The 23,134-nt window shown below is 40.0% G+C and carries 21 protein-coding genes and 1 pseudogene; 11 read left to right on the top strand and 11 right to left on the bottom strand.

Annotated features, from left to right (window positions below; genetic code table 11):
• Window positions 1-448 precede the first annotated feature (448 nt).
• Window positions 449-769 carry a pyrimidine/purine nucleoside phosphorylase gene (locus FTV03_RS09215; RefSeq protein ID WP_180041131.1) on the top strand — a complete coding sequence of 107 codons (321 nt, stop codon included), beginning with the start codon at window positions 449-451 and terminating at the stop codon, window positions 767-769.
• 242 nt (window positions 770-1,011) lie between these two features.
• On the opposite strand, the pseudogene FTV03_RS09210 reads toward FTV03_RS09215, so the two are convergent.
• A pseudogene (locus tag FTV03_RS09210) lies at window positions 1,012-1,566 on the bottom strand (GNAT family N-acetyltransferase).
• A 56-nt stretch (window positions 1,567-1,622) separates the two neighbouring features.
• On the opposite strand from FTV03_RS09210, the gene FTV03_RS09205 reads away from it, so the two are divergent.
• Window positions 1,623-2,402, top strand: a complete 780-nt coding sequence (locus tag FTV03_RS09205) for a hypothetical protein (protein ID WP_180041129.1) — start codon at window positions 1,623-1,625, stop codon at window positions 2,400-2,402.
• A 59-nt stretch (window positions 2,403-2,461) separates the two neighbouring features.
• Here the strand turns inward: FTV03_RS09205 and purD are convergent, their stop codons facing one another.
• From purD to FTV03_RS09165, 8 genes are all read right to left on the bottom strand, one after another.
• The gene (purD, locus tag FTV03_RS09200) at window positions 2,462-3,745 is read right to left on the bottom strand and encodes a phosphoribosylamine--glycine ligase (protein ID WP_180041127.1); all 1,284 of its coding nucleotides are present in this window, start codon (window positions 3,743-3,745) and stop codon (window positions 2,462-2,464) included.
• A 132-nt stretch (window positions 3,746-3,877) separates the two neighbouring features.
• Complete coding sequence (gene purH / locus FTV03_RS09195; RefSeq protein ID WP_180041125.1) at window positions 3,878-5,452, bottom strand: bifunctional phosphoribosylaminoimidazolecarboxamide formyltransferase/IMP cyclohydrolase; 1,575 nt, start codon at window positions 5,450-5,452, stop codon at window positions 3,878-3,880.
• Window positions 5,453-5,547: 95 nt separating this feature from the next.
• Window positions 5,548-5,817 carry a DNA-binding transcriptional regulator Fis gene (gene fis, locus FTV03_RS09190; RefSeq protein ID WP_001086304.1) on the bottom strand — a complete coding sequence of 90 codons (270 nt, stop codon included), beginning with the start codon at window positions 5,815-5,817 and terminating at the stop codon, window positions 5,548-5,550.
• A 392-nt stretch (window positions 5,818-6,209) separates the two neighbouring features.
• Window positions 6,210-7,094 (bottom strand): DUF3426 domain-containing protein, encoded by an 885-nt coding sequence (locus FTV03_RS09185; RefSeq protein WP_180003876.1) that lies wholly within the window; start codon window positions 7,092-7,094, stop codon window positions 6,210-6,212.
• Between the two features lie 18 nt (window positions 7,095-7,112).
• Window positions 7,113-8,015 carry a 50S ribosomal protein L11 methyltransferase gene (prmA, locus tag FTV03_RS09180; protein WP_180041123.1) on the bottom strand — a complete coding sequence of 301 codons (903 nt, stop codon included), beginning with the start codon at window positions 8,013-8,015 and terminating at the stop codon, window positions 7,113-7,115.
• 126 nt (window positions 8,016-8,141) lie between these two features.
• A complete protein-coding gene (locus FTV03_RS09175) occupies window positions 8,142-9,029 on the bottom strand; it encodes a bile acid:sodium symporter family protein (RefSeq protein WP_180041121.1) in 888 nt (295 codons plus the stop codon).
• A 75-nt stretch (window positions 9,030-9,104) separates the two neighbouring features.
• Complete coding sequence (locus tag FTV03_RS09170) at window positions 9,105-9,983, bottom strand: bile acid:sodium symporter family protein (RefSeq protein ID WP_078188732.1); 879 nt, start codon at window positions 9,981-9,983, stop codon at window positions 9,105-9,107.
• A gap of 148 nt (window positions 9,984-10,131) precedes the next feature.
• Window positions 10,132-10,482, bottom strand: coding sequence for a hypothetical protein (locus tag FTV03_RS09165; RefSeq protein ID WP_180041119.1), 351 nt, complete (start codon window positions 10,480-10,482; stop codon window positions 10,132-10,134).
• Between the two features lie 253 nt (window positions 10,483-10,735).
• On the opposite strand from FTV03_RS09165, the gene mnmG reads away from it, so the two are divergent.
• The 3 genes from mnmG to FTV03_RS09150 all read left to right on the top strand — a co-directional run bounded on the left by mnmG (window position 10,736) and on the right by FTV03_RS09150 (window position 14,603).
• Window positions 10,736-12,616 carry a tRNA uridine-5-carboxymethylaminomethyl(34) synthesis enzyme MnmG gene (mnmG, locus tag FTV03_RS09160; RefSeq protein ID WP_180041117.1) on the top strand — a complete coding sequence of 627 codons (1,881 nt, stop codon included), beginning with the start codon at window positions 10,736-10,738 and terminating at the stop codon, window positions 12,614-12,616.
• Window positions 12,617-12,956: 340 nt separating this feature from the next.
• Window positions 12,957-14,162 (top strand): 3-(3-hydroxy-phenyl)propionate transporter MhpT, encoded by a 1,206-nt coding sequence (gene mhpT, locus FTV03_RS09155; protein ID WP_180010134.1) that lies wholly within the window; start codon window positions 12,957-12,959, stop codon window positions 14,160-14,162.
• Window positions 14,163-14,276: 114 nt separating this feature from the next.
• A complete protein-coding gene (locus FTV03_RS09150) occupies window positions 14,277-14,603 on the top strand; it encodes a hypothetical protein (RefSeq protein ID WP_078193710.1) in 327 nt (108 codons plus the stop codon).
• A gap of 70 nt (window positions 14,604-14,673) precedes the next feature.
• On the opposite strand, the gene glnG is transcribed toward FTV03_RS09150, so the two are convergent.
• Both glnG and glnL read right to left on the bottom strand, forming a co-directional pair.
• Entirely contained in the window at window positions 14,674-16,149 is a 1,476-nt protein-coding gene (glnG, locus tag FTV03_RS09145) for a nitrogen regulation protein NR(I) (RefSeq protein ID WP_078188728.1), read from the bottom strand.
• Window positions 16,139-17,245 (bottom strand): nitrogen regulation protein NR(II), encoded by a 1,107-nt coding sequence (gene glnL, locus FTV03_RS09140; RefSeq protein WP_078188727.1) that lies wholly within the window; start codon window positions 17,243-17,245, stop codon window positions 16,139-16,141. The genes glnG and glnL overlap by 11 nt, the downstream gene beginning before the upstream one ends.
• A 352-nt stretch (window positions 17,246-17,597) precedes the next feature.
• On the opposite strand from glnL, the gene rimO reads away from it, so the two are divergent.
• From rimO to ispC, 6 genes are all read left to right on the top strand, one after another.
• Window positions 17,598-18,941: a 30S ribosomal protein S12 methylthiotransferase RimO gene (rimO, locus tag FTV03_RS09135; RefSeq protein WP_180041115.1), complete on the top strand. Its 1,344-nt coding sequence runs from the start codon at window positions 17,598-17,600 to the stop codon at window positions 18,939-18,941.
• A 45-nt stretch (window positions 18,942-18,986) separates the two neighbouring features.
• Entirely contained in the window at window positions 18,987-19,715 is a 729-nt protein-coding gene (pyrH, locus tag FTV03_RS09130) for a UMP kinase (protein WP_078193535.1), read from the top strand.
• Window positions 19,716-19,794: 79 nt separating this feature from the next.
• The gene (gene frr / locus FTV03_RS09125; RefSeq protein WP_078188724.1) at window positions 19,795-20,349 is read left to right on the top strand and encodes a ribosome recycling factor; all 555 of its coding nucleotides are present in this window, start codon (window positions 19,795-19,797) and stop codon (window positions 20,347-20,349) included.
• A 6-nt stretch (window positions 20,350-20,355) separates the two neighbouring features.
• The gene (gene uppS, locus FTV03_RS09120; RefSeq protein WP_180041113.1) at window positions 20,356-21,111 is read left to right on the top strand and encodes a polyprenyl diphosphate synthase; all 756 of its coding nucleotides are present in this window, start codon (window positions 20,356-20,358) and stop codon (window positions 21,109-21,111) included.
• Window positions 21,112-21,936 carry a CDP-archaeol synthase gene (locus FTV03_RS09115; protein WP_078193533.1) on the top strand — a complete coding sequence of 275 codons (825 nt, stop codon included), beginning with the start codon at window positions 21,112-21,114 and terminating at the stop codon, window positions 21,934-21,936.
• Window positions 21,937-23,133 (top strand): 1-deoxy-D-xylulose-5-phosphate reductoisomerase, encoded by a 1,197-nt coding sequence (gene ispC / locus FTV03_RS09110; protein WP_180007768.1) that lies wholly within the window; start codon window positions 21,937-21,939, stop codon window positions 23,131-23,133.
• The last annotated feature ends 1 nt before the right edge of the window (window position 23,134 follow it).

Below are 23,134 nucleotides of genomic sequence, written 5' to 3'. Positions count from 1 at the left end.
AGGATCAGAAAGCTTGTTTGAATCGATGTATTTCATCCGCAGATTATGCACGAATGCTAAGAAATCCGGAGTGCAAATATTAACCAAAAAGAAGATCGTTTTTTGATTTATGAAAGAGATCTAATATATTATTTATAATTAAACTATTTAAGTACGTCATTTGTATATGTTTAGGTCTATATAACAAATTTTAAAATGTATTGCTGAAAAAATGATAAAAATGAAATAAGTCCTGTCATACACAAAATTGGTAACATTCATATGTGAAAATAACGGAGAGTTTCAATCTAAGCTGAGTTGAAATATTTATTGGTATATTTGAAGTTCAACTCTGATTCATGGTTTTTCAAAATTTTAGATCTAAATCTGAGGAAGATTGAATCCGCTACATTGTTTAATATAAACTGATTAATAATTGATCATAATAAATTGCTATGTGAGGCACGCTATGTCAAATCAGTTTGATTTCGTCTCAGTTGTAAAAAAGCCTACGGTTCATTATGGCGGTAGATCTGTGAACCATGTATTAAAAATGGAAGATGGTAGTCAAAAAACCATCGGTGTATTTTTGCCATCAGAGCAACCCATGACGTTTGAGGCGCATGTGAAAGAACGTGTTGAAATCACATCGGGGCAGTGTGTTGTGCAAATTGGGGAGCAGGTCGAGTTTGTTCAATATACTTTTGGCGAAAGCTTTATTGTTCCACAAGATTCAATTTTAAAAGTGCAATATACTGATGTTGTCGACTATGTATTCCATTTTGATTAAGCATGCTTAGACAAGTTTGCAGTTGCTTCAGCTTACACCTCAAGATGTTTTAATCGCTAGTGATCGAATTTGATATTTTTTCTTAACCCTGCATTTAGCAGGGTTTTTTATATGATTTAATGAATGATTTAGCTTTCTTATGCGAAATCCTGTAGTTACTAAAATTAAAGAATTTAACATCACCTATAGTCACTGTTTGGCAGAGTTAATGTACTTTAGTTTTGCCGTGAATAAATATTGAATTAGCAAAAGGGGATGTGCAAATAATCACTACGCTGTATTTCATACAGCACATGACGGTTTAATGGGTGTTCTGCTGGTACAAGCGGATGATTAAACTCGCGTACTTTATGCATACCTATGCGTTGCATGACACGTTCTGATGGTGTGTTCAAACTTGCAGTGAAGGAAATAACTTTATCTAGTCTTAAGTTTCTAAAAGCATGTTTGAGTACAGCTTTTGCTCCTTCGGTAGCATAGCCTTGATGCCAATATTGTGGCAGTAGTTGTCAACCAATTTCAGGGGCATCAGCTATTTCGAACTCGGGTGGATGTGCGTGTAAGCCGATAAAGCCAATAAATTCTCCTGTAGCTTTAAGCTCGACAGCATATAAACCCCAACCGCGTATTTCTATTGCATCGTGTAGGCGTTGCATAAATGCAGTGGCTTCGGAAGCATCAAGTTTGTTAGGGAAATAGCGCATGACGTCATCATCTGCACACATGTGGATGAATGGAGCAGTATCGGAGTCTTGCCATTGGCGTAGGATCAGGCGAGGGGTTGGGAGTTGTATCATATATGTAATACTATAATTTCCTTATTCTTATTATAAAAAGACCGTGAGTAGATGTGATGTATATTTTTGAAATAATTATACTTGGGACTTGGCTTGATTATGAAGATCGTGAATGGAGTTGGGCGATTGAAAGTCAGCTTCGTTCGTTAGAAGCGCAATTTTTTGAGGCAAATTTAGCTTTAAATCTGTTTCATTCAATGGTTCACCAAGAATCAACTTCTAAAGATGATTGGCTTCGAGAAAATAATAGAAGAAGTGAAATAAGGAAGGAGATTGAAGTTGAGATTTTACAAGAGGGTAAGAATCATTGGGATTATATGGAAGAGATTAATTTAAAAACGGAAATTATTTTTAAAAGAGAAAAATGGAGTCAAGGTCGTATACCTAGGGAGTTTAATCATAATTTAGCATTTATATATGCACGAGCATTTTTATATGCTTTGGATACTTTTGATAAATTTCTTAAAGTGTTATCAAATAATAAAGATGTTCCAACGGAGCTGAAAACTACGTATTTGAAAATGTCAGAATATTTTCCTGATTTACGTGGTGTTAGGAATACCGCCCAGCATCTCGAAGATAGATCAAGGGGATTGGGGGCATATAATAAGCCTTTGGATTTAAAGCCTGTTGAGAATAGTTTTATTAATGCTCAACAAGGTGCATTAATATTAAATTGTTTAAATGGCTCTAAGTATGGATCAACTATGGCAGATGGTCATTATGGTGAAGTAGATGTTTCACCAGAATCAATGAATCACTTGCAGTCAATTTTGACAGAAGTTTTAAATTCTTTTAAATGGAAAGGAAGCCCTCAACACAAACCTAGTGCATAGAAATGTGACAATTAAAAAAAACCCGCATTTAGCGGGGTTTTTCTTAATCAAATGAATGATTAGGCATTTTCACGTGCAATTGCGCGGTAACCAATATCTTTACGGTATTGAACGCCGTCAAACGTTACTTTTTGGCACAGCTCTAATGCTTTCGCTTGCGCTTCGCCAATGGTGTTGCCTAGAGCAGTAACGCAAAGAACACGACCGCCTGCAGTCACAATATCACCATTTTCAAGTGCTTTAGTGCCTGCATGGAAAATTTTCGCATCTGCCATTTCAGTGTCTAAACCTGAAATCACATCACCATTGCTAGACGTTTCAGGGTAGCCACGTGACGCAAGTACGATACCTACAGTCTTGCGCTCATCCCATTCAGCTTCCGCAGGTAAGTTACCCGCAATACCTGCTTCAACTAGGTCAACTAAAGATGATTTTAAACGCATCATAATGGGTTGAGTTTCAGGGTCGCCAAAACGACAGTTGAACTCGATCACTTTAGGCTGACCTTGTTCATCAATCATTAAACCTGCGTATAAGAAACCTGTATAAACATGACCGTCTTTTTTCATACCTTCAACGGTAGGACGCATCACTTCATTCATGGTTTTTTCAAATACGTCAGCAGTCACAACAGGAGCAGGAGAGTAAGCACCCATACCGCCAGTGTTTGGGCCTTGGTCGCCTTCAAAGATACGCTTGTGATCTTGAGACGTTGCCATTGGCAAAATGTTGTCGCCATCAATCATACAAATGAAAGAAGCTTCTTCACCTGCAAGAAATTCTTCGATGACAACGCGTGAGCCAGCATCACCAAATTTGTTGCCTGCAAGCATGTCATCAATCGCATCAAATGCTTCTTGATTGGTCATGGCAACGATTACGCCTTTACCTGCAGCAAGACCATCAGCCTTGATTACAATTGGCGCACCATTTTTTTCAACAAATGCTTTCGCTGCATCTACTTCTGTAAATACATCATAGAAAGCAGTTGGAATGTTGTGGCGTTTTAAGAAGTGCTTTGCAAATGCTTTAGAGCCTTCAAGCTGTGCAGCAAATTGAGTTGGACCCCAAATTTTTACACCTGCTTCACGGCAAGCATCCACAACGCCATTTACAAGCGGTGCTTCAGGACCAACCACGATTAAATCAACGGCATTGTTTTTAGCAAAGTCGATAATCGCAGCATTGTCTAAAATATTTAGTGCAACATTTTCGCATTTATTTTCAGTTGCAGAACCCGCATTACCTGGTGCTACAAATACTTTTGTGACTTTATCATCTTGTGCGATTTTCCATGCTAATGCATGTTCACGACCGCCATTACCCAAAACTAAAATATTCATCGGTTCATACTCCATGAATCGAAAATGACATAAAGTCCTCAACCTGAAAGCAGGAGAGGACTTTATGCAAGATTATAAATCTAGTGTATTAAGCAAAAAACTGTGCTTAATTGTCATGATCACGTTGCCAACTTAGTGACGGAAATGACGCATGCCAGTGAAGACCATTGCAATACCAGCTTCATCAGCTGCAGCAATTGTTTCTTCATCACGCATAGAACCACCCGGTTGGATAATGCATTTGATGCCCGCTTTTGCAGCGTTATCAATGCCATCACGGAATGGAAAGAATGCATCAGATGCCATTACCGCACCTTCAACCACTAAACCAGCATGTTCAGCTTTAATTGCTGCAATACGAGCAGAGTTAACGCGGCTCATTTGACCTGCGCCAACACCAATGGTTTGACGACCTTTTGCATAAACAATCGCGTTAGACTTAACGTATTTCGCAACTTTCCAAGCAAAGATCAAGTCATCAATTTCTGCTTCAGTTGGCGCACGTTTAGTCACAACTTTAAGGTCATCTTTCGTGATCATGCCTAAGTCTTGGTCTTGAACCAACAAACCGCCATTCACACGTTTGTAATCTAACTGAGCTTTACGTTCAGTAATTGCAGGAAGCTCGCCGCATACGAGTACACGTACGTTTTTCTTCGCGCCAGTCACTTCAAGCACGCCTTCAGCAACGCTTGGAGCAATGATCACTTCAACAAATTGACGGTCAACAATGGCTTGCGCAGTTGCAACATCTAATTCGCGGTTAAATGCAATGATGCCGCCGAATGCAGATTCAGGGTCAGTTGCATAAGCAAGGTCATAAGCCGCTTGGATGCCGTCTAAAGATACTGCTACGCCACATGGGTTTGCGTGTTTTACGATGACACATGCAGGCTTAGCAAATGATTTTACACATTCAAGTGCTGCGTCAGTGTCTGCGATGTTGTTATAAGATAATTCTTTACCTTGAAGTTGTTTCGCAGTAGAAACAGATGCTTCAGTTGCTGTGTCTTCTACATAGAAAGCAGCAGATTGATGCGGGTTTTCACCGTAACGTAAGTCTTGAACTTTGTTCAATTGAGTATTGAAAGTACGCGCAAATTTATCTGCTTGACCTTCTTCCTTACCTACGCGAGCGCCTAAGTAAGATGCAATCATGCCGTCATACTGTGCAGTATGTTCAAATGCTTTAACTGCAAGGTCAAAACGGGTTGCATGTGATAATGCGCCTTCAGCTTTTAACTCTTCAACAACAGTTCCATAGTCAGATGCATTTACTACGATACCTACAGATGCATGGTTTTTCGCAGCAGCACGAACCATAGTCGGACCACCGATATCGATGTTTTCAATCGCATCAGCAAGTGAACAGTTTGGTTTTGCAACAGTTGCAGCAAACGGATAAAGGTTAACAACTACAAGATCGATTGCATCGATGTTGTGTTCAGCCATCACAGCTTCGTCTAGACCGCGACGAGCTAAGATACCACCATGAATTTTCGGATGTAGCGTTTTTACACGGCCGTCCATCATCTCTGGGAAACCTGTGTGCTCTGAAACTTCAACTACGGCAACATTATTGTCTTTCAACAATTTGTATGTTCCGCCAGTAGATAAAATTTCTACCCCTAGAGCAGCAAGTTCTTGTGCAAATTCAACAATTCCAGTCTTGTCAGACACAGAGATTAAAGCGCGTTTAATAGTCATGATCTTCGTCACAGTTTTCAAGGAACAGATTAAAACAAAATTAGCAAAATGCAGGTTAAAAAAAATGCCTGCGGAAGCCGCAAGCATTTTATCATTTATTCACTCATTAAACCGTGAGCTTTCAACTTTTTACGTAAAGTACCACGGTTTAAGCCGAGAATCTCAGCAGCACGGGTTTGATTACCACGTGTATATTCAAGAACTACAGATAGAAGAGGCTTCTCCATTTCCGCCAGCACCATATCGTATACCTGAGATGGTTGCTCGCCTTGCAATTGTGCAAAGTAATGGCGAACTGCGCGATCTACGTGAATACGAAGAGCGACATCAGATTGTGCAGTAAAAATAGGAGATTTGCTATTCATGCGAATTAATCCGAAAAATCAAATATCACTTGGGTAAAGTGATTTGTTAAAAGTGGTCTATAAACTTGAATGAACTCCGTTTTAGTTCCTAATGCGGAGTTCTAAAACTTGTACATTACTTGTAGCTTGACACAACTCGCAAAATTGTTCGAAAAATAAGCGTAACAATAGATTAATAATTGTTACAGCCTAAAAAACAAACAAAAAATCTACTCAATACGCAATAAATATTAAAGCGCACGGTTGGGATTGTATTTGTTGTGAAAAATTAGCGAGGAGTTTGCAGCACAAAGCTTTCGTGGCGCGTATCATACCATTGTCTAGGAAAAAGTGAGCAAGAAAACTGCATTTTTTTTATGTTTTTTTTACTTTTTTAATAGTTTTTTTCAATATTAGGGGCGAATCAACTCAATTGAATAATTATCGAAGCTTTTGCGTGCAATTGGTAGGCTAAATTGGAATTTAAAAGGACTACTTTTTGGGATCCGTTGGATGCCATGCAGACTTTCGTCCAAATACTCTTCAGGTAAAAGCGTATAGTTTGCTATTTCAGTACCATTTTCTTTTAGTGAAATTTTCATATTGGGTAAGGCAAGGCTACGGTCATGAAAATTGATCATTTCACCAGTAAAACGTGTTTCATTATTTCCAATGCTACGAATTTTGACTTTTTTGGTACTAATTAAACTGTAGTGTTCTTCGAGACGTGAACAATTAAAGACATCACACACTGCTGTGAATGCAGCACCCATTACTGGGCTGTTTTTTAAATATTGAGGATTGAACCAGAAAAACTGGAATATAAGTGCACCAAATAAGAAGGCATTAATACAGAACCACATAAAATAGTTCAGTGGGGTACGTTTTTTATCCTTTTCAGCCTGTTCTGCCCAATTTACAGCAGGAAGGTTGCCGATCGGTTCGGTGCTGAAATAATTTAAGTTATTTAAATAAGTTTTTAGATCGATATTAGAGTTTTCGACTTTTTGATCAAATAGTTTTAATAAATGGTGGGTTGGTGTTTCTTCAACAGTCACTGGTGTAAGCGTATTATTAAATTCGCTGACATTAATAATAGTATTGGAGTTTTTTTGAGGTGCATTTTCTTGCTCAGGGGTAGAAAAAGACAACGCTTTATCTACCACCAAATGAGACAGTGAATTAAAAGATGTAGAGCACTTTGGGCAACAAACCATGCCCTGAGCGACAGTAAGCTGCGGAACAGTTACTTTATATGTTGTAAAACAAGTTGGGCAGTTAGTTAATTTGTCGCTCATAAGTACACATTTTAAATTTTAATACTGTTGGCGTTTACCCGAAATTCGGCACCATGTTTCGTCACGTTTTTCTACGTCTAATATATCAAAAAAATCAGAATAAACACTAGAAACATCAGAAACTTGCTCTTCAATTACACCTGCAAGTGCGAACTCTCCCTCAGATTTAATTAAAGTTGAGAATTCTGCAGCCAAGGCCATTAGAGGGCCTGCAAGAATATTGGCAACAAACACATCGGCTTTTTGTCCAGCGAGCTCTTGGTTGAACTCTTCAGGTAGGCCTACATACAGATTTTCCAATACACCATTCAATTCGGCATTTTGTTGTGTTGCTAAAACCGCTTGTGGGTCAATATCAGTGGCATAAACTTTTTTGGCACCCAAAAGTAAAGCTGCAACACCTAAAATACCAGAACCACAACCGTAGTCGATGACGATTTTATCCTTAAGATCAACTTTACCTAACCATTGTAGGCATAGGAATGTAGATGCATGGTTACCAGTACCAAAAGCAAGACCTGGGTCTAGTTTGATGTTAACGGCATCTGCTTCTGGCGCTTCCATCCATTCTGGGACAATCCAATATTTCTCACCAATTTGAATAGGCTCATAAGCATCCATCCATGTGCGTTCCCATTCTTGGTCTTCAATGAATTCGCTACGCATTGGTGCTTCAGGAAGTAGAGCTTTAATAAATGTTTCTAATGCTGCAACATCAATTTCTTCATTATCTTCTTGTGCATATATACCAGTTACGATCACTTTATTCCAAAGTGGTGTTTCACCTGGAAGTGGTTCAAGTAAATCCTGATTTTCTGCATCATCTAGCGTGACACTGACTGCACCTAAAGAACTGAGCAGCGTTTCAGTGTAATCAACTTGAGCTTTTTCAACAGTAATATGAATTTGTAACCACTTCACGGACATAACCTAAATGAGTTTTATAAAAAGCTATTGTAACGGAACTCGGCAACTTGCAGCTAGCGATTATCAAAATTGACAAAAAATAAAAGGATGCACGTGGCATCCTTTTAACTTTTCAGTGCCTTAACTTTTAATTGTTTCGGTTGTCGTTGTCGAGATTGGTGCAAAACGTGTAATTAGGAAGCCAAATACAGCGGCAAAGATGTACATAAAGATTGAATATACTGCCGCAGGCATTGCAACTGCAGAGCTGGCCATCACTGTTAAGGCGATGGTCATGGCCAACGTGCTGTTATGAATCCCGATTTCAAATGCACATGCACGTGCCTGAGCACTATTGATGCCGAAAAGTCGCGGAACAAAATAACCGATACATAAGCTGAAGATGCAGAATAGAACCGTTGCTAAGCCAACTTGAGTTAGATAAGCCGCAATATTTTGTCGTTCAGAGTAAATAGCACCGATAATAATTAAGATGAGAAAGACCACAGCAAAGATACGGAGTGGTTTATGCAGTTTCTCAGTCAGTTTAGGTGCATAGTGACGAAGCAGCATGCCTATACCGACAGGGATGATAATGATGCCGAAAACTTGGAGGATTTTTCCAAACTGCAGACTGATTTGTTGCCCTTCTTGCATGAAGTGCATGATCGAAAAATTCACGATCAATGGAAGGGTTAATGCTGCAATGACAGAGTTGATGGCTGTCAGGGTAATATTTAAAGCCAAGTCACCTTTAAATAGATAACTAAATAAGTTCGCTGTACTACCACCGGGTGAGGCTGCAAGTAGCATCAAGCCGACTGCAAGCAGTGGTGGTAAAGCCAGCAGTTTACATAATAAAAAGGCAATGCCGACAAGCAACACGAGCTGGCAAAATAATGCAATCAACACGGCTTTAGGGTGCTTGGTGACACGTGCGAAATCTTTGGGGGTAAGTTCTAGCCCAAGCCCGATCATAATAAAGGCCAGTGCTAATGGCAAAAGAACTGTAATAATTTCAGAATCCATATTATTTATTCTCCTTGAGCATATTTAATGGTTTTTCACCAAAGTCCTTATGGTGATTGCGTTAGAAAAAATAGTTTAGGTTTTCACTTGTTGAATCAGGTGACTGCCACGGCGCGTCAAAATAAAACCAAATAAGGTCGCCAATAAATACATAAAAATAGAATAAACACCGGCAGGTATCGCCACTGTGGTGTTTTCAAGCACACTCAGTGCGATGGTTAGGGCGATACTAGTGTTATGAATGCCAATTTCAAAAGTACACGCACGTGCCTGTTTTTCCGGCACGCCCGCGAGGAATGGAATTAGGTAACCCAAAAATAAGCCACTGAAACAGAGTAAACAGGTTGCAATGCCGACGCTGGCAAAATACGTAATAATGTTGGATTGTTCACGCAAAACTGCGAGTGTAAAGATAAGAATTAATAAGAAAATAGATAACATTCGCATCGGTTTGTTGATGTGATATGCAATGGTCGGAAAGGAGTTGCGAATAAACATACCGAAACATACCGGTATCAAAATAATCAGAAATACATGTGTGATCTTATCAATAGGCATGCCAATACTGGTACTTTCACCAACAAAATGCAAAATGGATAGGTTGACAATAAACGGCAGTGTAAAGCACGAAACAACTGAGTTAATGGCCGTTAAGCTAATGTTTAATGCAACGTCACCTTTATATAGGTAGCTGAATAGGTTTGCTGTGGGGCCACCGGGTGAAGCCGCAAGCAACATGAGCCCCACCGCAAGTAATGGGGGTAACTCAAGCAACTTACACAGGAAAAACGCAATACTGGTCAGTAGAATAAGCTGAGTAAATAAAGCGATGAAAATAACTTTTGGATAGCGTCCAACGCGTAAAAAGTCTTTGACTGATAGTTCAAGCCCCAAACCCATCATCATGATGGCTAAAGCTATGGGCAGAAAAAATGCAAATAATCCCGAATCCATGGAATTTCCTGATATTTTTATCCTTATAGTATTTTTTGAGTTTATCTCAGTTTAATAAATAAGCAATAAATAAAAGCGAGTAAAAACTGATGTTTTACCCGCTTTATTTTTGATCTGTTAATTGGTCGATATTTTCATTGACAACTGTTTATTTAGGACGAGGGGGAGTGAACCCTAAAGCACATTTTCCTTTAATTTCTTGTCCATTAATCGTTGCAGTAGTGGCTTTTGCATCTGCACTACATGTGCTTAATAATTCTGCTTCTTCGCCATGCAGATTTGCATTTTTGGAAGAGCTAAAAAATTGTGGTTCGCAGGTACCATTCCAGATAATACCGCGATAGGCAAATGATACTTGAGCGCCTTGGCTTTTACCTTTACAGACTTGTTGATATCGCTGTGCATCATACACTTTCTCAACTTTATCATTGGCTGAGGCAGCAAGTGTTGATAAACATAAACCGCATAAAACCGTGGATAGCAAAATATTCTTATTCATGCTTATAGTCCTTATGATTCTCATGGGATCTATAACAGAATAAAAAATCATCAGAATAAAACAACAATCTTCGAGTAACATTTGCTTGAGAAATGTATATTTTTATATGGAATATGCAAAGTATGTATGTTCATAAAGAAATATATAGGCATAAAACAGTAGTCAATAACAATAAAATCGAGTTAATCAGTCAACTTATCGGTGAAGTTTTGCTATAATCTTCCGTCATCCTTTTTTAATCTCCTTTACCACTATGCATTATCCTAAAGTTTACGATGTCATTGTTATCGGCGGCGGTCACGCGGGTACTGAGGCAGCTCTTGCTGCGGCACGTATGGGTCGACAGACTTTACTCTTAACTCATAATATTGAGACTTTAGGGCAGATGAGCTGTAATCCAGCCATCGGTGGTATTGGAAAATCACATTTAGTACGTGAAATTGATGCTTTAGGCGGTGCAATGGCATTGGCTGCCGATAAAGGTGGTATTCAATTCCGTATTTTAAACTCACGTAAAGGTGCAGCAGTACGAGCGACTCGTGCCCAAGCTGACCGTGTACGTTTTAAAGCTGCGATTCGTCATACTTTAGAAAACCAGGCGAATTTGGATATTTTCCAACAAGCCGCTGATGACCTTATTGTTGAAGGCGATACCGTTAAAGGTGTAGTCACCCAAATGGGTATTCGCTTTGATGCGAAAACTGTTGTATTAACTACAGGTACATTCTTGGGTGGTGTGATCCACGTAGGTTTAAATAATGCTTCAGGCGGTCGTGCGGGCGATCCTCCTTCAATTTCATTGGCTGCGCGCCTTCGTGAATTGAACTTACCTGTAGGTCGCTTAAAAACTGGTACACCACCACGTATCGATGCACGATCAGTTGATTTCTCTGTGATGACGCCACAGCCGGGTGATTTCCCATCTCCGACTATGTCGTTCATGGGTGATGCATCGATGCACCCTGAACAAATCAACTGTTACATCACGCATACCAATGAAAAAACTCACGATATCATTCGTGGCGGCTTAGACCGTTCACCAATGTATACTGGTGTGATTGAAGGTGTGGGTCCCCGTTACTGCCCATCGATTGAAGATAAAATTCATAAATTTGCCGATAAAGATTCGCATCAAGTGTTCTTGGAACCTGAAGGTTTGGACACACATGAGCTTTATCCAAACGGTATTTCAACTTCTTTACCATTCGATGTTCAGTTTGAATTGGTGCGCTCGATTCGTGGTATGGAAAATGCGCACATTTTGCGTCCGGGTTATGCAATTGAGTACGACTATTTCAACCCACAATCATTGAAATTCTCTTTAGAAACCAAATCGATTAATAACCTGTATTTTGCTGGTCAAATTAACGGTACAACGGGGTATGAAGAAGCGGGTGCGCAAGGTTTGCTTGCAGGCTTGAACGCAGCACGTCGTGCATGGGATCAAGAGCAATGGACACCGAAACGTGATGAAGCGTACATGGGTGTATTGGTTGATGACTTGATTACTCTCGGTACAAAAGAACCGTACCGTATGTTCACTTCACGTGCGGAATACCGTTTGATGTTGCGTGAAGACAATGCCGATCAGCGTCTAACTGCCATTGGCCGTGAAATGGGTCTTGTGGATGATGCGCGTTGGGATTCGTTCTGCCAAAAAATGGAAGCAATTGAAACTGAAAAAGGTCGTTTACAACACCTTTGGGCCGCGCCAAACAATCCACTAGGCAAAAAATTCGTTGAAATGACGGGTGATGACCTGTCTAAAGAAACCAATGCGATCGATTTGCTCAAACGTCCAAATATCAACTTTGCGCAAATTGCTGAATTGACGGGTTCAGAAGTTTCAGCATTTGTGGGTGAGCAAATTGAAATTGCTGTGAAATATGCGGGTTATATTAACCGTCAGCAAGAAGACGTTGCGCAAATGAAACGTTTGGAAGATACACGTATTCCTGCTGATTTTGATTACGATGTAGTTTCTGGTCTTTCACGTGAAATCACCATGAAGCTGAAAAATGTATTGCCTGAAACATTGGCACAAGCAAGCCGTATTCCGGGTGTTACACCTGCGGCTGTTCAATTGGTGATGATTACGATTCGTAAGAATAACCAAGCGAAAAAATCTGCATAATTTTTCAGCTGAAAGAAAAACCCGCTAGATGCGGGTTTTTTATTGCTTAAAAATTATTGGCTGTTGGTATTTGATCGGATTAAATGAATATTTTGATCATCATTAGTTTTAGCTATGGTTTGATTATTAAAATCTTCCATAAACCTAAGTGATTGATAGTAAAATATAAATACAAAAAATAAGATCTAAAACTATTGATATACAAAGTTTTAAGTCTTAATGGTGGGCTTTTGGTCGTGTGAATTCCGACCTTTGTAGTGGTATTTATTCTACCCAATAAAGCCGAAACTTCAGGGCATGGCGTACAAGTGGGTTTACGCTACATGAATGGAGTTCGATTATGGCAAATCAACAATCGGGAAAAATGCAAAAATTTCTAACGGTATTTTTGTGTTTCTGGGTGGCATTTTTTGAAGGTTTTGACCTACAAGCACCCGGTATCGCAGCAAAGGGAATCGCAGCGACATTTTCCTTAGATCAGGTACAAATGGGCTATGTGTTTAGCTTAGGTGTGTTTGGTATGTTATTTGGCGCGTTCTTTGGGGGGCGTGTCGCTGACTATTTGGGACAGAAGAAAGTCCTGATGTTGTCGATTTTTATCTTCGGTGTATTTATGTCTATCACGGCAGTTGCACCAAGCATTGAAATTTTATATATCGCACGATTCTTTACAGGTTTAGGTTTGGGTGCTGCGATGCCAACGATGATCTCGGTGGTGGGTGATGAAGCGACGGATGCTAACCGTGGGCGCTTAAATAGTTTGATGTACTGTGGCTTACCCGTAGGTGCAATCTTTGTTGCTGGCTTGGGTATTGTCTTTAAAGATATCTCATGGCATACACTATTTTTAATTGGTGGTTTAACGCCTTTAATCTTGATTCCATTCATGGCGATTATCTTAAAAGATAAGCGTACAGAAAAAGTTCAGGCAGAAACCAAGGAAACGGTTCCACCGATGGGGCAAATCCTTTTTGCTGAACAGCGTTATAAATATACATTGCCGCTCTGGCTGAGTTTCTTCTTTACCTTAATGGTGAACTATATTCTGATCAGTTGGTTGCCTAACTTGCTTATGGAACAAGGGTTGGAAAAGCAACAAGCTTTTATGATCATGTTGATGTTCCAAGTGGGCGCAGTGATTGGTACGCTGGGTTTAGGCTACTTGCTGGATCGCCTAAAATTATGGCAAATGGCAGTGATTATCTATTCAGGTTTGTTTGTAGCATTGTTTGTGCTGTTTACAACAAATTCCATTCCTGTACTCATTGCTGCAGGCATCATGGGCGGAATTTTCTCTACAGGTGGTCAATCGATTTTGTATGGGATCTCTCCAATTTTCTATACACCAGCTGGGAAAGTGACAGGTGTGGGAAGTGCAATTTCATGGGGACGTTTGGGTGCAATGACAGGTCCATTACTTACAGGCAAGATTTTGGCGCTAGGTCTAGGAACGACAGGTATTTTAATTGCAAGTGCGCCGGGTATTGCTTTGTCGGCTATCGCGGTGGCTGCATTATCTGCCTATAAATCATCCCTCAAGAAATAATCGAAATCAGTCATATTTAAAGGAGCTACGGCTCCTTTTTTATTGAATAAATATCTTTAGCTGAAACTAAGTTTTGTTAGAATAAATCTAATATTCATGAATAAATTTACTTCTATGTCTTATCAATTGATCGAACTTGATATTTCTCCTTCAGATAACATTCAGTGTCCACATTGTCAGCAGCAAGTGATTGATTGGTCAGAAGAGCAGTATGTACAGCCATGTGAGCATGTGCTGTTTATTGCAATGGATATTGGTTTTGAGTTTATTACCGATGAATTTGAGCAAACTATGCAGCATACAGTCGATGACTTGCATGCCAATGATGATCAATATCATATGTTTACTGAAATTACCGCCTCAAGTTTCCCTGAGTTTCTGATATATAAGTCTGATTTAGGGGTGGAAGGTTATTCACGTTATGTCGGCTTTACGGCATAAAATATTGCTAAAAAATCTCAAAATAAAAAAGCCAGTTAAGTGACTGGCTTTTTTAATGAAAATCAGAAAATTAACTTTCTAATTCTTCTTCGACATCATCTTCGGCACTGTCCATACCGAGTTCTTTAAGTTTACGGGTTAAGGTATTACGACCCCAACCTAAAAGTTCTGCTGCATGGCGCTTACGCCCACGTGTTTGCTGTAGTGCAGCATTGATGAGGGTGCGTTCAAACATTGGTGTGGCAATGTCGAGAATTTTCATCTCACCATTTTTAAGTTTTTGCACAGCCCATTGACCAAGTAATTCATCCCAATGATGCACCCCGATACGATCAATCCCTTGAGTAGCAGGATTGCCATCTGTGCCTTGAATTGGAATCTGTTTTAATTCAGAAGGTAAATCTTCTGGATAAACTTCACGGCCTGTGATCATGACTGTTAGCCAGCGACAGGTATTTTCGAGCTGACGCACATTACCTTGCCACGGCAGTTTTTGCATGTATTCTTGCGTTTCAGGACGCAGAATCTTCGGACTTACCCCAAGTTCTTTACCTGCACTTGCAAGGAAGTGCTGTGCAAGCATCGGAATATCTTCACTACGATGTGCAAGTTTTGGAATATGAATACGAATCACGTTTAGACGGTGGTACAAGTCTTCACGGAAGCGACCTTCATGTACTAATTTTTCTAAGTCTTGGTGTGTCGCTGCAACGATACGGACATCCACCTTGACTGGGATGTGACCACCGACACGGTAGAATTCGCCATCCGCTAAAACACGCAGTAAACGTGTTTGGGTTTCAAATGGCATGTCGCCGATTTCATCTAGGAAAAGTGTTCCGCCATTGGCTTGTTCGAAACGACCTTGACGCTGTGTGTTGGCACCGGTGAACGCGCCTTTTTCATGACCAAATAATTCAGTTTCGATCAAATCTTTTGGAATTGCCGCCATATTGAGGGCAATAAAAGGTTTGTTGCCACGTGGTGAATGCTTATGCAATGCATGCGCAACCAATTCTTTCCCCGTGCCTGATTCACCATTAATTAATACGGTAATGTGTGATTGAGAAAGACGACCAATGGCACGGAAGACTTCCTGCATAGCAGGAGATTCACCAATAATCTCTGTAGATTGAATCGGTTGAACAGTTTTAGCAGATTCTTGTTGTTGTAATTTGGCAATATGCAAAATTGCACGGTTTACAAGCGCTAAGGCTTCATCAATATCAAAAGGTTTTGGTAGATATTCAAATGCACCCGTTTGATAGCTCGACACAGCAGATTCTAGATCTGAATGTGCGGTCATGATGATCACAGGTAAGTCTGGGTAGTTGCCTTTGACTTTACCTAAAAAGGTCAGTCCATCAATACCTGGCATACGAATGTCCGTCAAAATAACATCTGGCGCATCGACACTTAACTGATCTAAAGCGGATTGTGCTTCTTCAAAACTGGTAACATCAAAACCTTCTTCTTTGAATGTTTTTTCCAGCACCCAACGCATGGCGCGATCATCATCGATGACCCAAATCTTATTACGCGACATGATCTGACTCCCAAGGTAAATATAGGCTAAATACTGTTTTTCCAGGAACTGATTGGCATTCAATCATTCCGTTATGTTGATGCATAATATTTTGTGCAATGCTAAGGCCGAGACCTGTGCCTTTCGCTCGTCCTGTCACTAAAGGGTAAAATACGGATTCTAATATTTCTTGTGGGACACCCGGTCCATTGTCCTCGATGTCAATGCGTACCGCAGAACGTTTTAATACACCGTTGATGGTGACTAAGCGTTGAATACGTGTGCGCAAGGTCAGTTCTGGTTGATGCTCAACAAAGAACTCTTTATTTTCAGTCATCGCCTGAACAGCATTAACACTGATATTCAGCATGACCTGAATTAATTGATCACGATCTGCCAGTACATCTGGTAAAGAAAGGTCGTAATCACGGGTGATTTTAATTTTCTTTTTAGTTTGGTTGACGATCAGTGAACGAACACGTTCAAGGGGTTCATGGACATTGACTGGTTCGTAACTTGGTAATTGTCTTGAACCAAGCATAGTGTCAGCAAGATTACGTAATCGGTCCACTTCACTAATAATAATGTCGGTGAATTCGCTGTACTTCGGATCATTTAAACTACGCGCTAAAAGTTGTGTCGCCCCACGGATACCACCAAGTGGATTTTTAATTTCATGGGCAACGCCACGAATCAGTTGTCTTGCGACTTGATGTTGTTGAATTAGGTTTTCTTCTTTAGAAATTTTCAACATCCGGTCGATTTGATTCAGCTCAATCAATAGCAAAGGGTGGTAGGGTTTGCCAGAGTTGAGCTGTGACACGGTGTAATCGACATGAATGTCTTTAAAGTTGACATTAATCGTTGCTTCTCGGCGCGTATAGTGTTGACCGGAAGTTAATGTATTCATTAATGCATCATGCGTATTGAATTCATCATCGGGCATATGGAGTAAATTTAATACAGGCTGACCTGATGCACGAAGTAAGCTGATGTCAAAAAGCGCTTCACAAGATGAATTTAAATAAAAAATATTCAGGTTGCTATCGACCAATAAAATGGCAGTGGTTAAATTATCCACTAAAAGCCGGTAATCAATCGTCATAGTCTGATCCATTAGCGAGAGGTTCCTGTCTTAAAATGGCGCAATGGCATCTTCATAAAGCAAATCGTTCAATCTAATAAGGTTCGAATTGATGCAAGTTATGCAAGATATAAGCCAACTATTTGAGAAATACGCTAAGTTTTGATGCTTATTTGAATAAATGCGCTTATTTAAGACTTTAAATAAAGTGTATAGCCGATTAAAAACAGGCTGTAAATCTAAAATGCATTAAAATGGTGCAAATGAAATTATATGGATGAATTTATAGCATTATTTTGGTGCGTGATATAAAGAGTGGACTTTTCACCTGTTTTTATGTTTTGAAAAGACATACAATACGCGGATTATAGTGGAGCGCAGATTCATGAAATCCCCCAAAGTCGGTTTTGTTTCTTTAGGTTGTCCTAAGGCATTGGTAGATTCCGAACGAATTTTAACTCAGTTAAAGACTGAAGGTTATGATGTAGCATCAGATTATGATGGTGCAGATTTAGTAGTTGTAAATACCTGTGGTTTTATTGAATCTGCAGTACAAGAGTCGCTAGATGCCATTGGCGAAGCGATGAGTTCAAACGGTCGCGTAATTGTGACTGGTTGTTTAGGTAAAGACGAAGACAAAATTCGCAAAATGCACCCAAATGTCTTAAAAGTGACAGGTGCTGCGGCATATCAAGAAGTGATGGAAGCTGTGCACGAATACGTGCCTGAGCCACCAAAACACAATCCGTTTATTGATCTAGTACCTGAACAAGGTATTCGATTAACACCAAAACATTATGCTTATTTGAAAATTTCAGAAGGTTGTAACCATCGTTGCACATTCTGTATCATCCCAAGCATGCGTGGTGATTTGGTTTCTCGTCCAGTAGGTTCAGTGTTGACTGAAGCTCAAGCACTGAAAAAAGCAGGCGTAAAAGAAGTCTTAGTGATTTCTCAAGATACATCGGCTTATGGCGTAGACACTAAATACAAATTGGACTTCTGGAACGGTCAGCCCGTTAAAACCAAATTCTATGACATGTGTGAAGCATTGGGTCAATTGGGTATCTGGGTGCGTCTGCACTATGTATATCCATATCCACATGTAGACGCTGTGATTGACTTAATGGCACAAGGCAAAATTTTGCCGTATTTGGATATTCCATTCCAACACGCAAGTCCTAAGATTCTAAAACTCATGAAGCGTCCTGCGCACAGTGAAAATACACTGGAGCGTTTAAAAGTTTGGCGTGAGAAATGTCCTGATCTTGTGATTCGTTCTACATTTGTTGTGGGCTTCCCGGGTGAAACTGAAGAAGACTTCCAAATGTTGCTTGATTGGTTAAAAGAAGCGCAGCTTGATCGTGTGGGTTGTTTTACTTACTCACCAGTTGAAGGTGCGACTGCAAATGATTTGCCAGATCATGTGCCTGAAGAAATCAAACAAGAGCGTTATGAACGTTTCATGCAAGTTCAGCAAGAAATCTCTGCTGCAAAATTGCAAAGCCGTATTGGTCAGAAAATGACAGTACTTGTGGATGATCTTGAAGAAGAGTTCCCAGTTGCTGTTGCGCGTTCTTATGCAGATGCACCTGAAATTGATGGTAATGTTTTTGTTGAGGATATCGATAAGTCAGTGATTAAAGCAGGTGATTTACTTGAAGTAGAAATCACAGATGCAGATGAATATGACTTATTTGCAAAACTGATCTCGGTTAAGTCTGCTTAAACGATTCATTAAAAATAATTGAAATTAAATAATTCGGAGTTGATGATGCTTGATTCTAAAAAACCACGTTTTGGTCGCATCCTGCTTAAGCTTTCAGGTGAAGCTTTAGCGGGCAATAAAGAGATGGGTATCGATGCACAAGTGCTCGATCAAATGTCACTCGCAATTGCGCACCTTGTTGGTTTAGGTGTTCAAGTGGGTATCGTTGTCGGCGGTGGTAACCTTTACCGTGGTAGCCAATTACAAAAAGATGGTTTGGTTGGCCGTGTAACAGGTGATCAAATGGGTATGTTGGCCACTGTAATGAACGGTTTGGCACTTCGTGATGCTTTGGTACGTCGTAATATCAAAACTCGTCTAATGTCAGCTTTACCCATTGGTGCTGTAGTTGAATCATATTCTAGCCGTGATGCAATTCGTCATTTAACTCGTGGCGAAGTTTGTGTATTTGTTGCAGGTACGGGTAACCCATTCTTTACGACAGATACAGCAGCATGCTTACGCGGTATTGAGATTGAAGCCAATCTTATTCTTAAAGCGACTAAGGTTGATGGCGTATACAACAAAGATCCAAGCAAGTATGAAGATGCAGTGAAATACGATGCATTAACATTTGACCAAGTTTTAGATGAAAAACTGGGTGTGATGGATTTAACAGCGATTTGCTTGTGCCGTGACCACAACGTTCCACTTCAAGTATTTGATATGAACAAATCAGGTTCATTACTTTCAGTGGTAATGGGTGAAAAAGAGGGTACTCACGTTACGAACTAATGTACGTGGGCCCTAAAGCTCTTTATACTACAAGCTATTTTAGAATTTACATCTTTTCGAATTAAGTAAGGAAGATCACATGATTAACGATCTTAAAAAAGACGCAGAAGACCGTATGAACAAATCTCTAGATTCTCTAGAGCATGGTTTTGCCAAAGTTCGTACAGGCCGCGCGCACCCATCAATTTTAAATGGTGTTATGGTTCCTTACTATGGCTCTGATGTGCCATTAAACCAAGTAGCGAACGTGGGTGTAGAAGACTCTCGTACTCTACTTGTTCAGCCTTTTGAACGTTCAATGGTTGCTGCAATTGATAAAGCAATTCGTGAATCTGACTTGGGCTTAAACCCGATTACTGCTGATGCCATCCGTGTTCCTATGGCTGCATTAACAGAAGAAACACGTAAAGACATGCAGAAAGTTGCACGTAACGAAGCTGAAAATGCAAAAGTTGCGATCCGTAACATCCGTCGTGATGTTTTGGGTGATATCAAAGCATTGTTGAAAGAAAAAGAAATTTCTGAAGATGATGAGCGTCGTGCAGGTGATGACATTCAAAAAATCACAGACAAATTCGTTGCTGAAGTTGAAAAACGTCTGGCTGCAAAAGAAGCTGAATTGATGAAGGTCTAAGTTTTAATGACCTCATCTGAAGAAACTTCCCGTCTTCCAAAACATGTTGCCATCATTATGGATGGCAATAATCGTTTTGCCAAAAAAAATCAAATGCAAAAAGGTGAAGGGCATCGTTCTGGAAAGGACATCCTAGATCCCATCGTTGAACATTGTCGTAAAAGAAATATCCAAGCACTGACGGTTTTTGCTTTTTCGAGTGAAAATTGGAATCGTCCTCAGTTTGAGGTTGATTTGTTGATGGCTCTTCTTGAAGAAACCATTCATGAACAGTTGCCACGCATGGAAAAATTTAACATTTCCCTACGTTTTATTGGTGATCGTTCTCGCTTATCTCCTAACTTACGTGACTTAATGTTGCAAGCTGAACAAAGGACTGCTAATTTCGACAGCATGACTTTAACTATTGCAATTAGTTACGGTGGTATGTGGGATATGACACAGGCTGCAAAAAAAATCGCAGCAGATGTTTTAACTAACAAAATAAATCTTGAAGCAGTGGATGCTGAAGTCTTTGGTCAATATGTCAGTTTAAGTGATCTACCTCCGGTAGATTTGTTAATTCGTACAGGTGGTGATTTCCGTCTCTCGAACTTCTTGCTTTGGCAAGCTGCGTATGCAGAACTTTATTTTACCCAGACATTATGGCCCGAATTTACCATTGAAGAATTTGACGACGCACTAGCGGTATTTGGTGGTCGTGAACGTCGTTTTGGTAAGACTTCAGAGCAGATTCAACAAGAGCAGTTTGAGAATAAATAAATGTTAGAGCGGATAATAACCGCATTGGTACTGGTTTCAGTTGTACTGAGTTGCATGTTTGCAACCGAGTCTAAATACCCAATGCTTGTGCTGATGATTATTGCATCAGCTGTCGCGGGTTATGAGTGGTTCAAACTCATGCCGCGGAATACACAAAATGTGATTAAACCTTTCGCTTGGGGCTATGGTCTAGTCACTGCTATTCTTTCAGCACTAGCATTGCATTTTACAGATGTTGCATTACTGCTTTGGGCGGCTTCGATCTTTACTTGGATCTTAAGTGTCTATTGGGTGAAGTCTTATCCTGATTACGATAACTGGTATAACCCGAGTCTGAGTGGTATTGGTTTAGTCTTAGTTCCTGCTGCGGTAACTGCTATTTTTTCTGTGTGGATGAACTCACCGTGGTGGCTCATGTATCTGTTCCTGTTGGTATGGGGTGCAGACAGTGGTGCATACTTCGTGGGACGTAAATTTGGTAAGAAAAAACTTGCACCAGATGTGAGCCCAAATAAATCGATCGAAGGTTTATATGGCGGTCTATTCACTGCAATGCTAATTGTTATTGTTGTTGAAATTATTTATCTTGATTTAAGCATCGCTGAACATATTTTATTTTTAATACTTTCAGTAATAACAGTATTTAGTTCAGTACTTGGTGATTTATTTGAATCGATGATCAAGCGTCGTGCAGGGATCAAAGATTCTGGTCGTATTCTTCCCGGACATGGTGGTGTGCTGGATCGTATTGACTCGTTGCTTGCTGCAGCACCTATCTTTGCAGCAGGTATGTATGTTTTAAAATTAATTGGCGTAGATTTATAGATGTCACAATCTGTTTGTATATTGGGTGTAACAGGATCCATTGGTCAAAGTACTTTAAAGATTCTGCAACAGCACCCCGAAGAGTATTCAGTTTTTGCAGTCACTGCACATAGCCGAATTGTAGAACTTGTCGAAATATGCAAACAATATCGACCGAAAATCGCAGTTGTTCCATTCAATAAAGTGGATGAACTGCGCCAATTACTCGTAGCTGAAAAATTAACTGATATTGAAATCCTGCATGATGAAGAAGGATTAATCGCAGTAGCAGAACATCCACAGGTTGATGTGGTCATGGCAGCTATTGTTGGTGCGGCAGGGTTGCTACCTACATTGGCTGCTGCGAAAGCAGGTAAACGCGTGTTGCTTGCAAATAAAGAAGCGCTGGTGATGTCGGGTGACATCATGATTCAGACCGCACGTGAAAATAATGCTTTGTTGCTGCCAGTCGATTCTGAACACAATGCAATCTTCCAATGCTTACCTGAAACTTATCTACAAGGTGAGCGTCATGGTCAGCCAAAGCTAGGTGTCAAACAAATTTTACTTACCGCTTCTGGTGGTCCATTTTTACATCATAGTTTAGAACAATTGCAAAGTGTAACGCCGGCCCAAGCCTGTAAGCATCCAAATTGGTCGATGGGGCAAAAAATTTCAGTTGATTCTGCAACGCTAATGAATAAAGGCTTGGAATTAATCGAAGCCTGTCATCTTTTTGCAGTTGAAGAACAATTTGTAACAGTTGTTGTCCATCCACAGAGTATCATTCATTCAATGGTTCAATATGTAGATGGTTCGACTTTGGCACAAATGGGAAATCCTGATATGTGTACGCCTATCGCTCATGCATTAGCGTGGCCAAAGCGTATTCAAACACATGTGCCTCCATTAGATTTATTTGTTCATTCACAGTTAAACTTTGAACAGCCTGATATACAGCGATTCCCAGCACTAAAATTAGCACGTCAAGCCATGAAGGCTGGGGGCTTAGCTCCTACGATTTTAAATGCAGCCAATGAAATCGCCGTGGCAGCATTTTTGCATGAGAAAATTGGCTTTACTCAAATCCCGCAAATTGTGGAACATGTGTTGGGGCAAGTTGAAAACTCAGCTGCAAATAATATTGATGTTATTTTGCATGCAGATAAATCGGCACGTATGGTTGCTGAAAAAGCAGTATTGAATTCAGGAAGTTAAG

Source organism: Acinetobacter sp. YH12218 (assembly GCF_013417925.1).
Lineage (GTDB): Bacteria > Pseudomonadota > Gammaproteobacteria > Pseudomonadales > Moraxellaceae > Acinetobacter > Acinetobacter amyesii.
The sequence above is the reverse complement of the archived record's forward strand: the minus strand, read 5'-3'. Positions and strand labels throughout refer to the sequence as shown.

Bases quoted from the DNA above. Each gene is read 5' to 3' on its own strand.
- FTV03_RS09215 (WP_180041131.1), top strand. From the start codon at position 449: ATGTCAAATCAGTTTGATTTCGTCTCAGTTGTAAAAAAGCCTACGGTT.
- FTV03_RS09205 (WP_180041129.1), top strand. From the start codon at position 1,623: ATGTATATTTTTGAAATAATTATACTTGGGACTTGGCTTGATTATGAA.
- purD (WP_180041127.1), bottom strand. From the start codon at position 3,745: ATGAATATTTTAGTTTTGGGTAATGGCGGTCGTGAACATGCATTAGCA.
- purH (WP_180041125.1), bottom strand. From the start codon at position 5,452: ATGACTATTAAACGCGCTTTAATCTCTGTGTCTGACAAGACTGGAATT.
- fis (WP_001086304.1), bottom strand. From the start codon at position 5,817: ATGAATAGCAAATCTCCTATTTTTACTGCACAATCTGATGTCGCTCTT.
- FTV03_RS09185 (WP_180003876.1), bottom strand. From the start codon at position 7,094: ATGAGCGACAAATTAACTAACTGCCCAACTTGTTTTACAACATATAAA.
- FTV03_RS09175 (WP_180041121.1), bottom strand. From the start codon at position 9,029: ATGGATTCTGAAATTATTACAGTTCTTTTGCCATTAGCACTGGCCTTT.
- FTV03_RS09170 (WP_078188732.1), bottom strand. From the start codon at position 9,983: ATGGATTCGGGATTATTTGCATTTTTTCTGCCCATAGCTTTAGCCATC.
- FTV03_RS09165 (WP_180041119.1), bottom strand. From the start codon at position 10,482: ATGAATAAGAATATTTTGCTATCCACGGTTTTATGCGGTTTATGTTTA.
- mnmG (WP_180041117.1), top strand. From the start codon at position 10,736: ATGCATTATCCTAAAGTTTACGATGTCATTGTTATCGGCGGCGGTCAC.
- mhpT (WP_180010134.1), top strand. From the start codon at position 12,957: ATGGCAAATCAACAATCGGGAAAAATGCAAAAATTTCTAACGGTATTT.
- FTV03_RS09150 (WP_078193710.1), top strand. From the start codon at position 14,277: ATGTCTTATCAATTGATCGAACTTGATATTTCTCCTTCAGATAACATT.
- glnG (WP_078188728.1), bottom strand. From the start codon at position 16,149: ATGTCGCGTAATAAGATTTGGGTCATCGATGATGATCGCGCCATGCGT.
- glnL (WP_078188727.1), bottom strand. From the start codon at position 17,245: ATGGATCAGACTATGACGATTGATTACCGGCTTTTAGTGGATAATTTA.
- rimO (WP_180041115.1), top strand. From the start codon at position 17,598: ATGAAATCCCCCAAAGTCGGTTTTGTTTCTTTAGGTTGTCCTAAGGCA.
- pyrH (WP_078193535.1), top strand. From the start codon at position 18,987: ATGCTTGATTCTAAAAAACCACGTTTTGGTCGCATCCTGCTTAAGCTT.
- frr (WP_078188724.1), top strand. From the start codon at position 19,795: ATGATTAACGATCTTAAAAAAGACGCAGAAGACCGTATGAACAAATCT.
- uppS (WP_180041113.1), top strand. From the start codon at position 20,356: ATGACCTCATCTGAAGAAACTTCCCGTCTTCCAAAACATGTTGCCATC.
- FTV03_RS09115 (WP_078193533.1), top strand. From the start codon at position 21,112: ATGTTAGAGCGGATAATAACCGCATTGGTACTGGTTTCAGTTGTACTG.
- ispC (WP_180007768.1), top strand. From the start codon at position 21,937: ATGTCACAATCTGTTTGTATATTGGGTGTAACAGGATCCATTGGTCAA.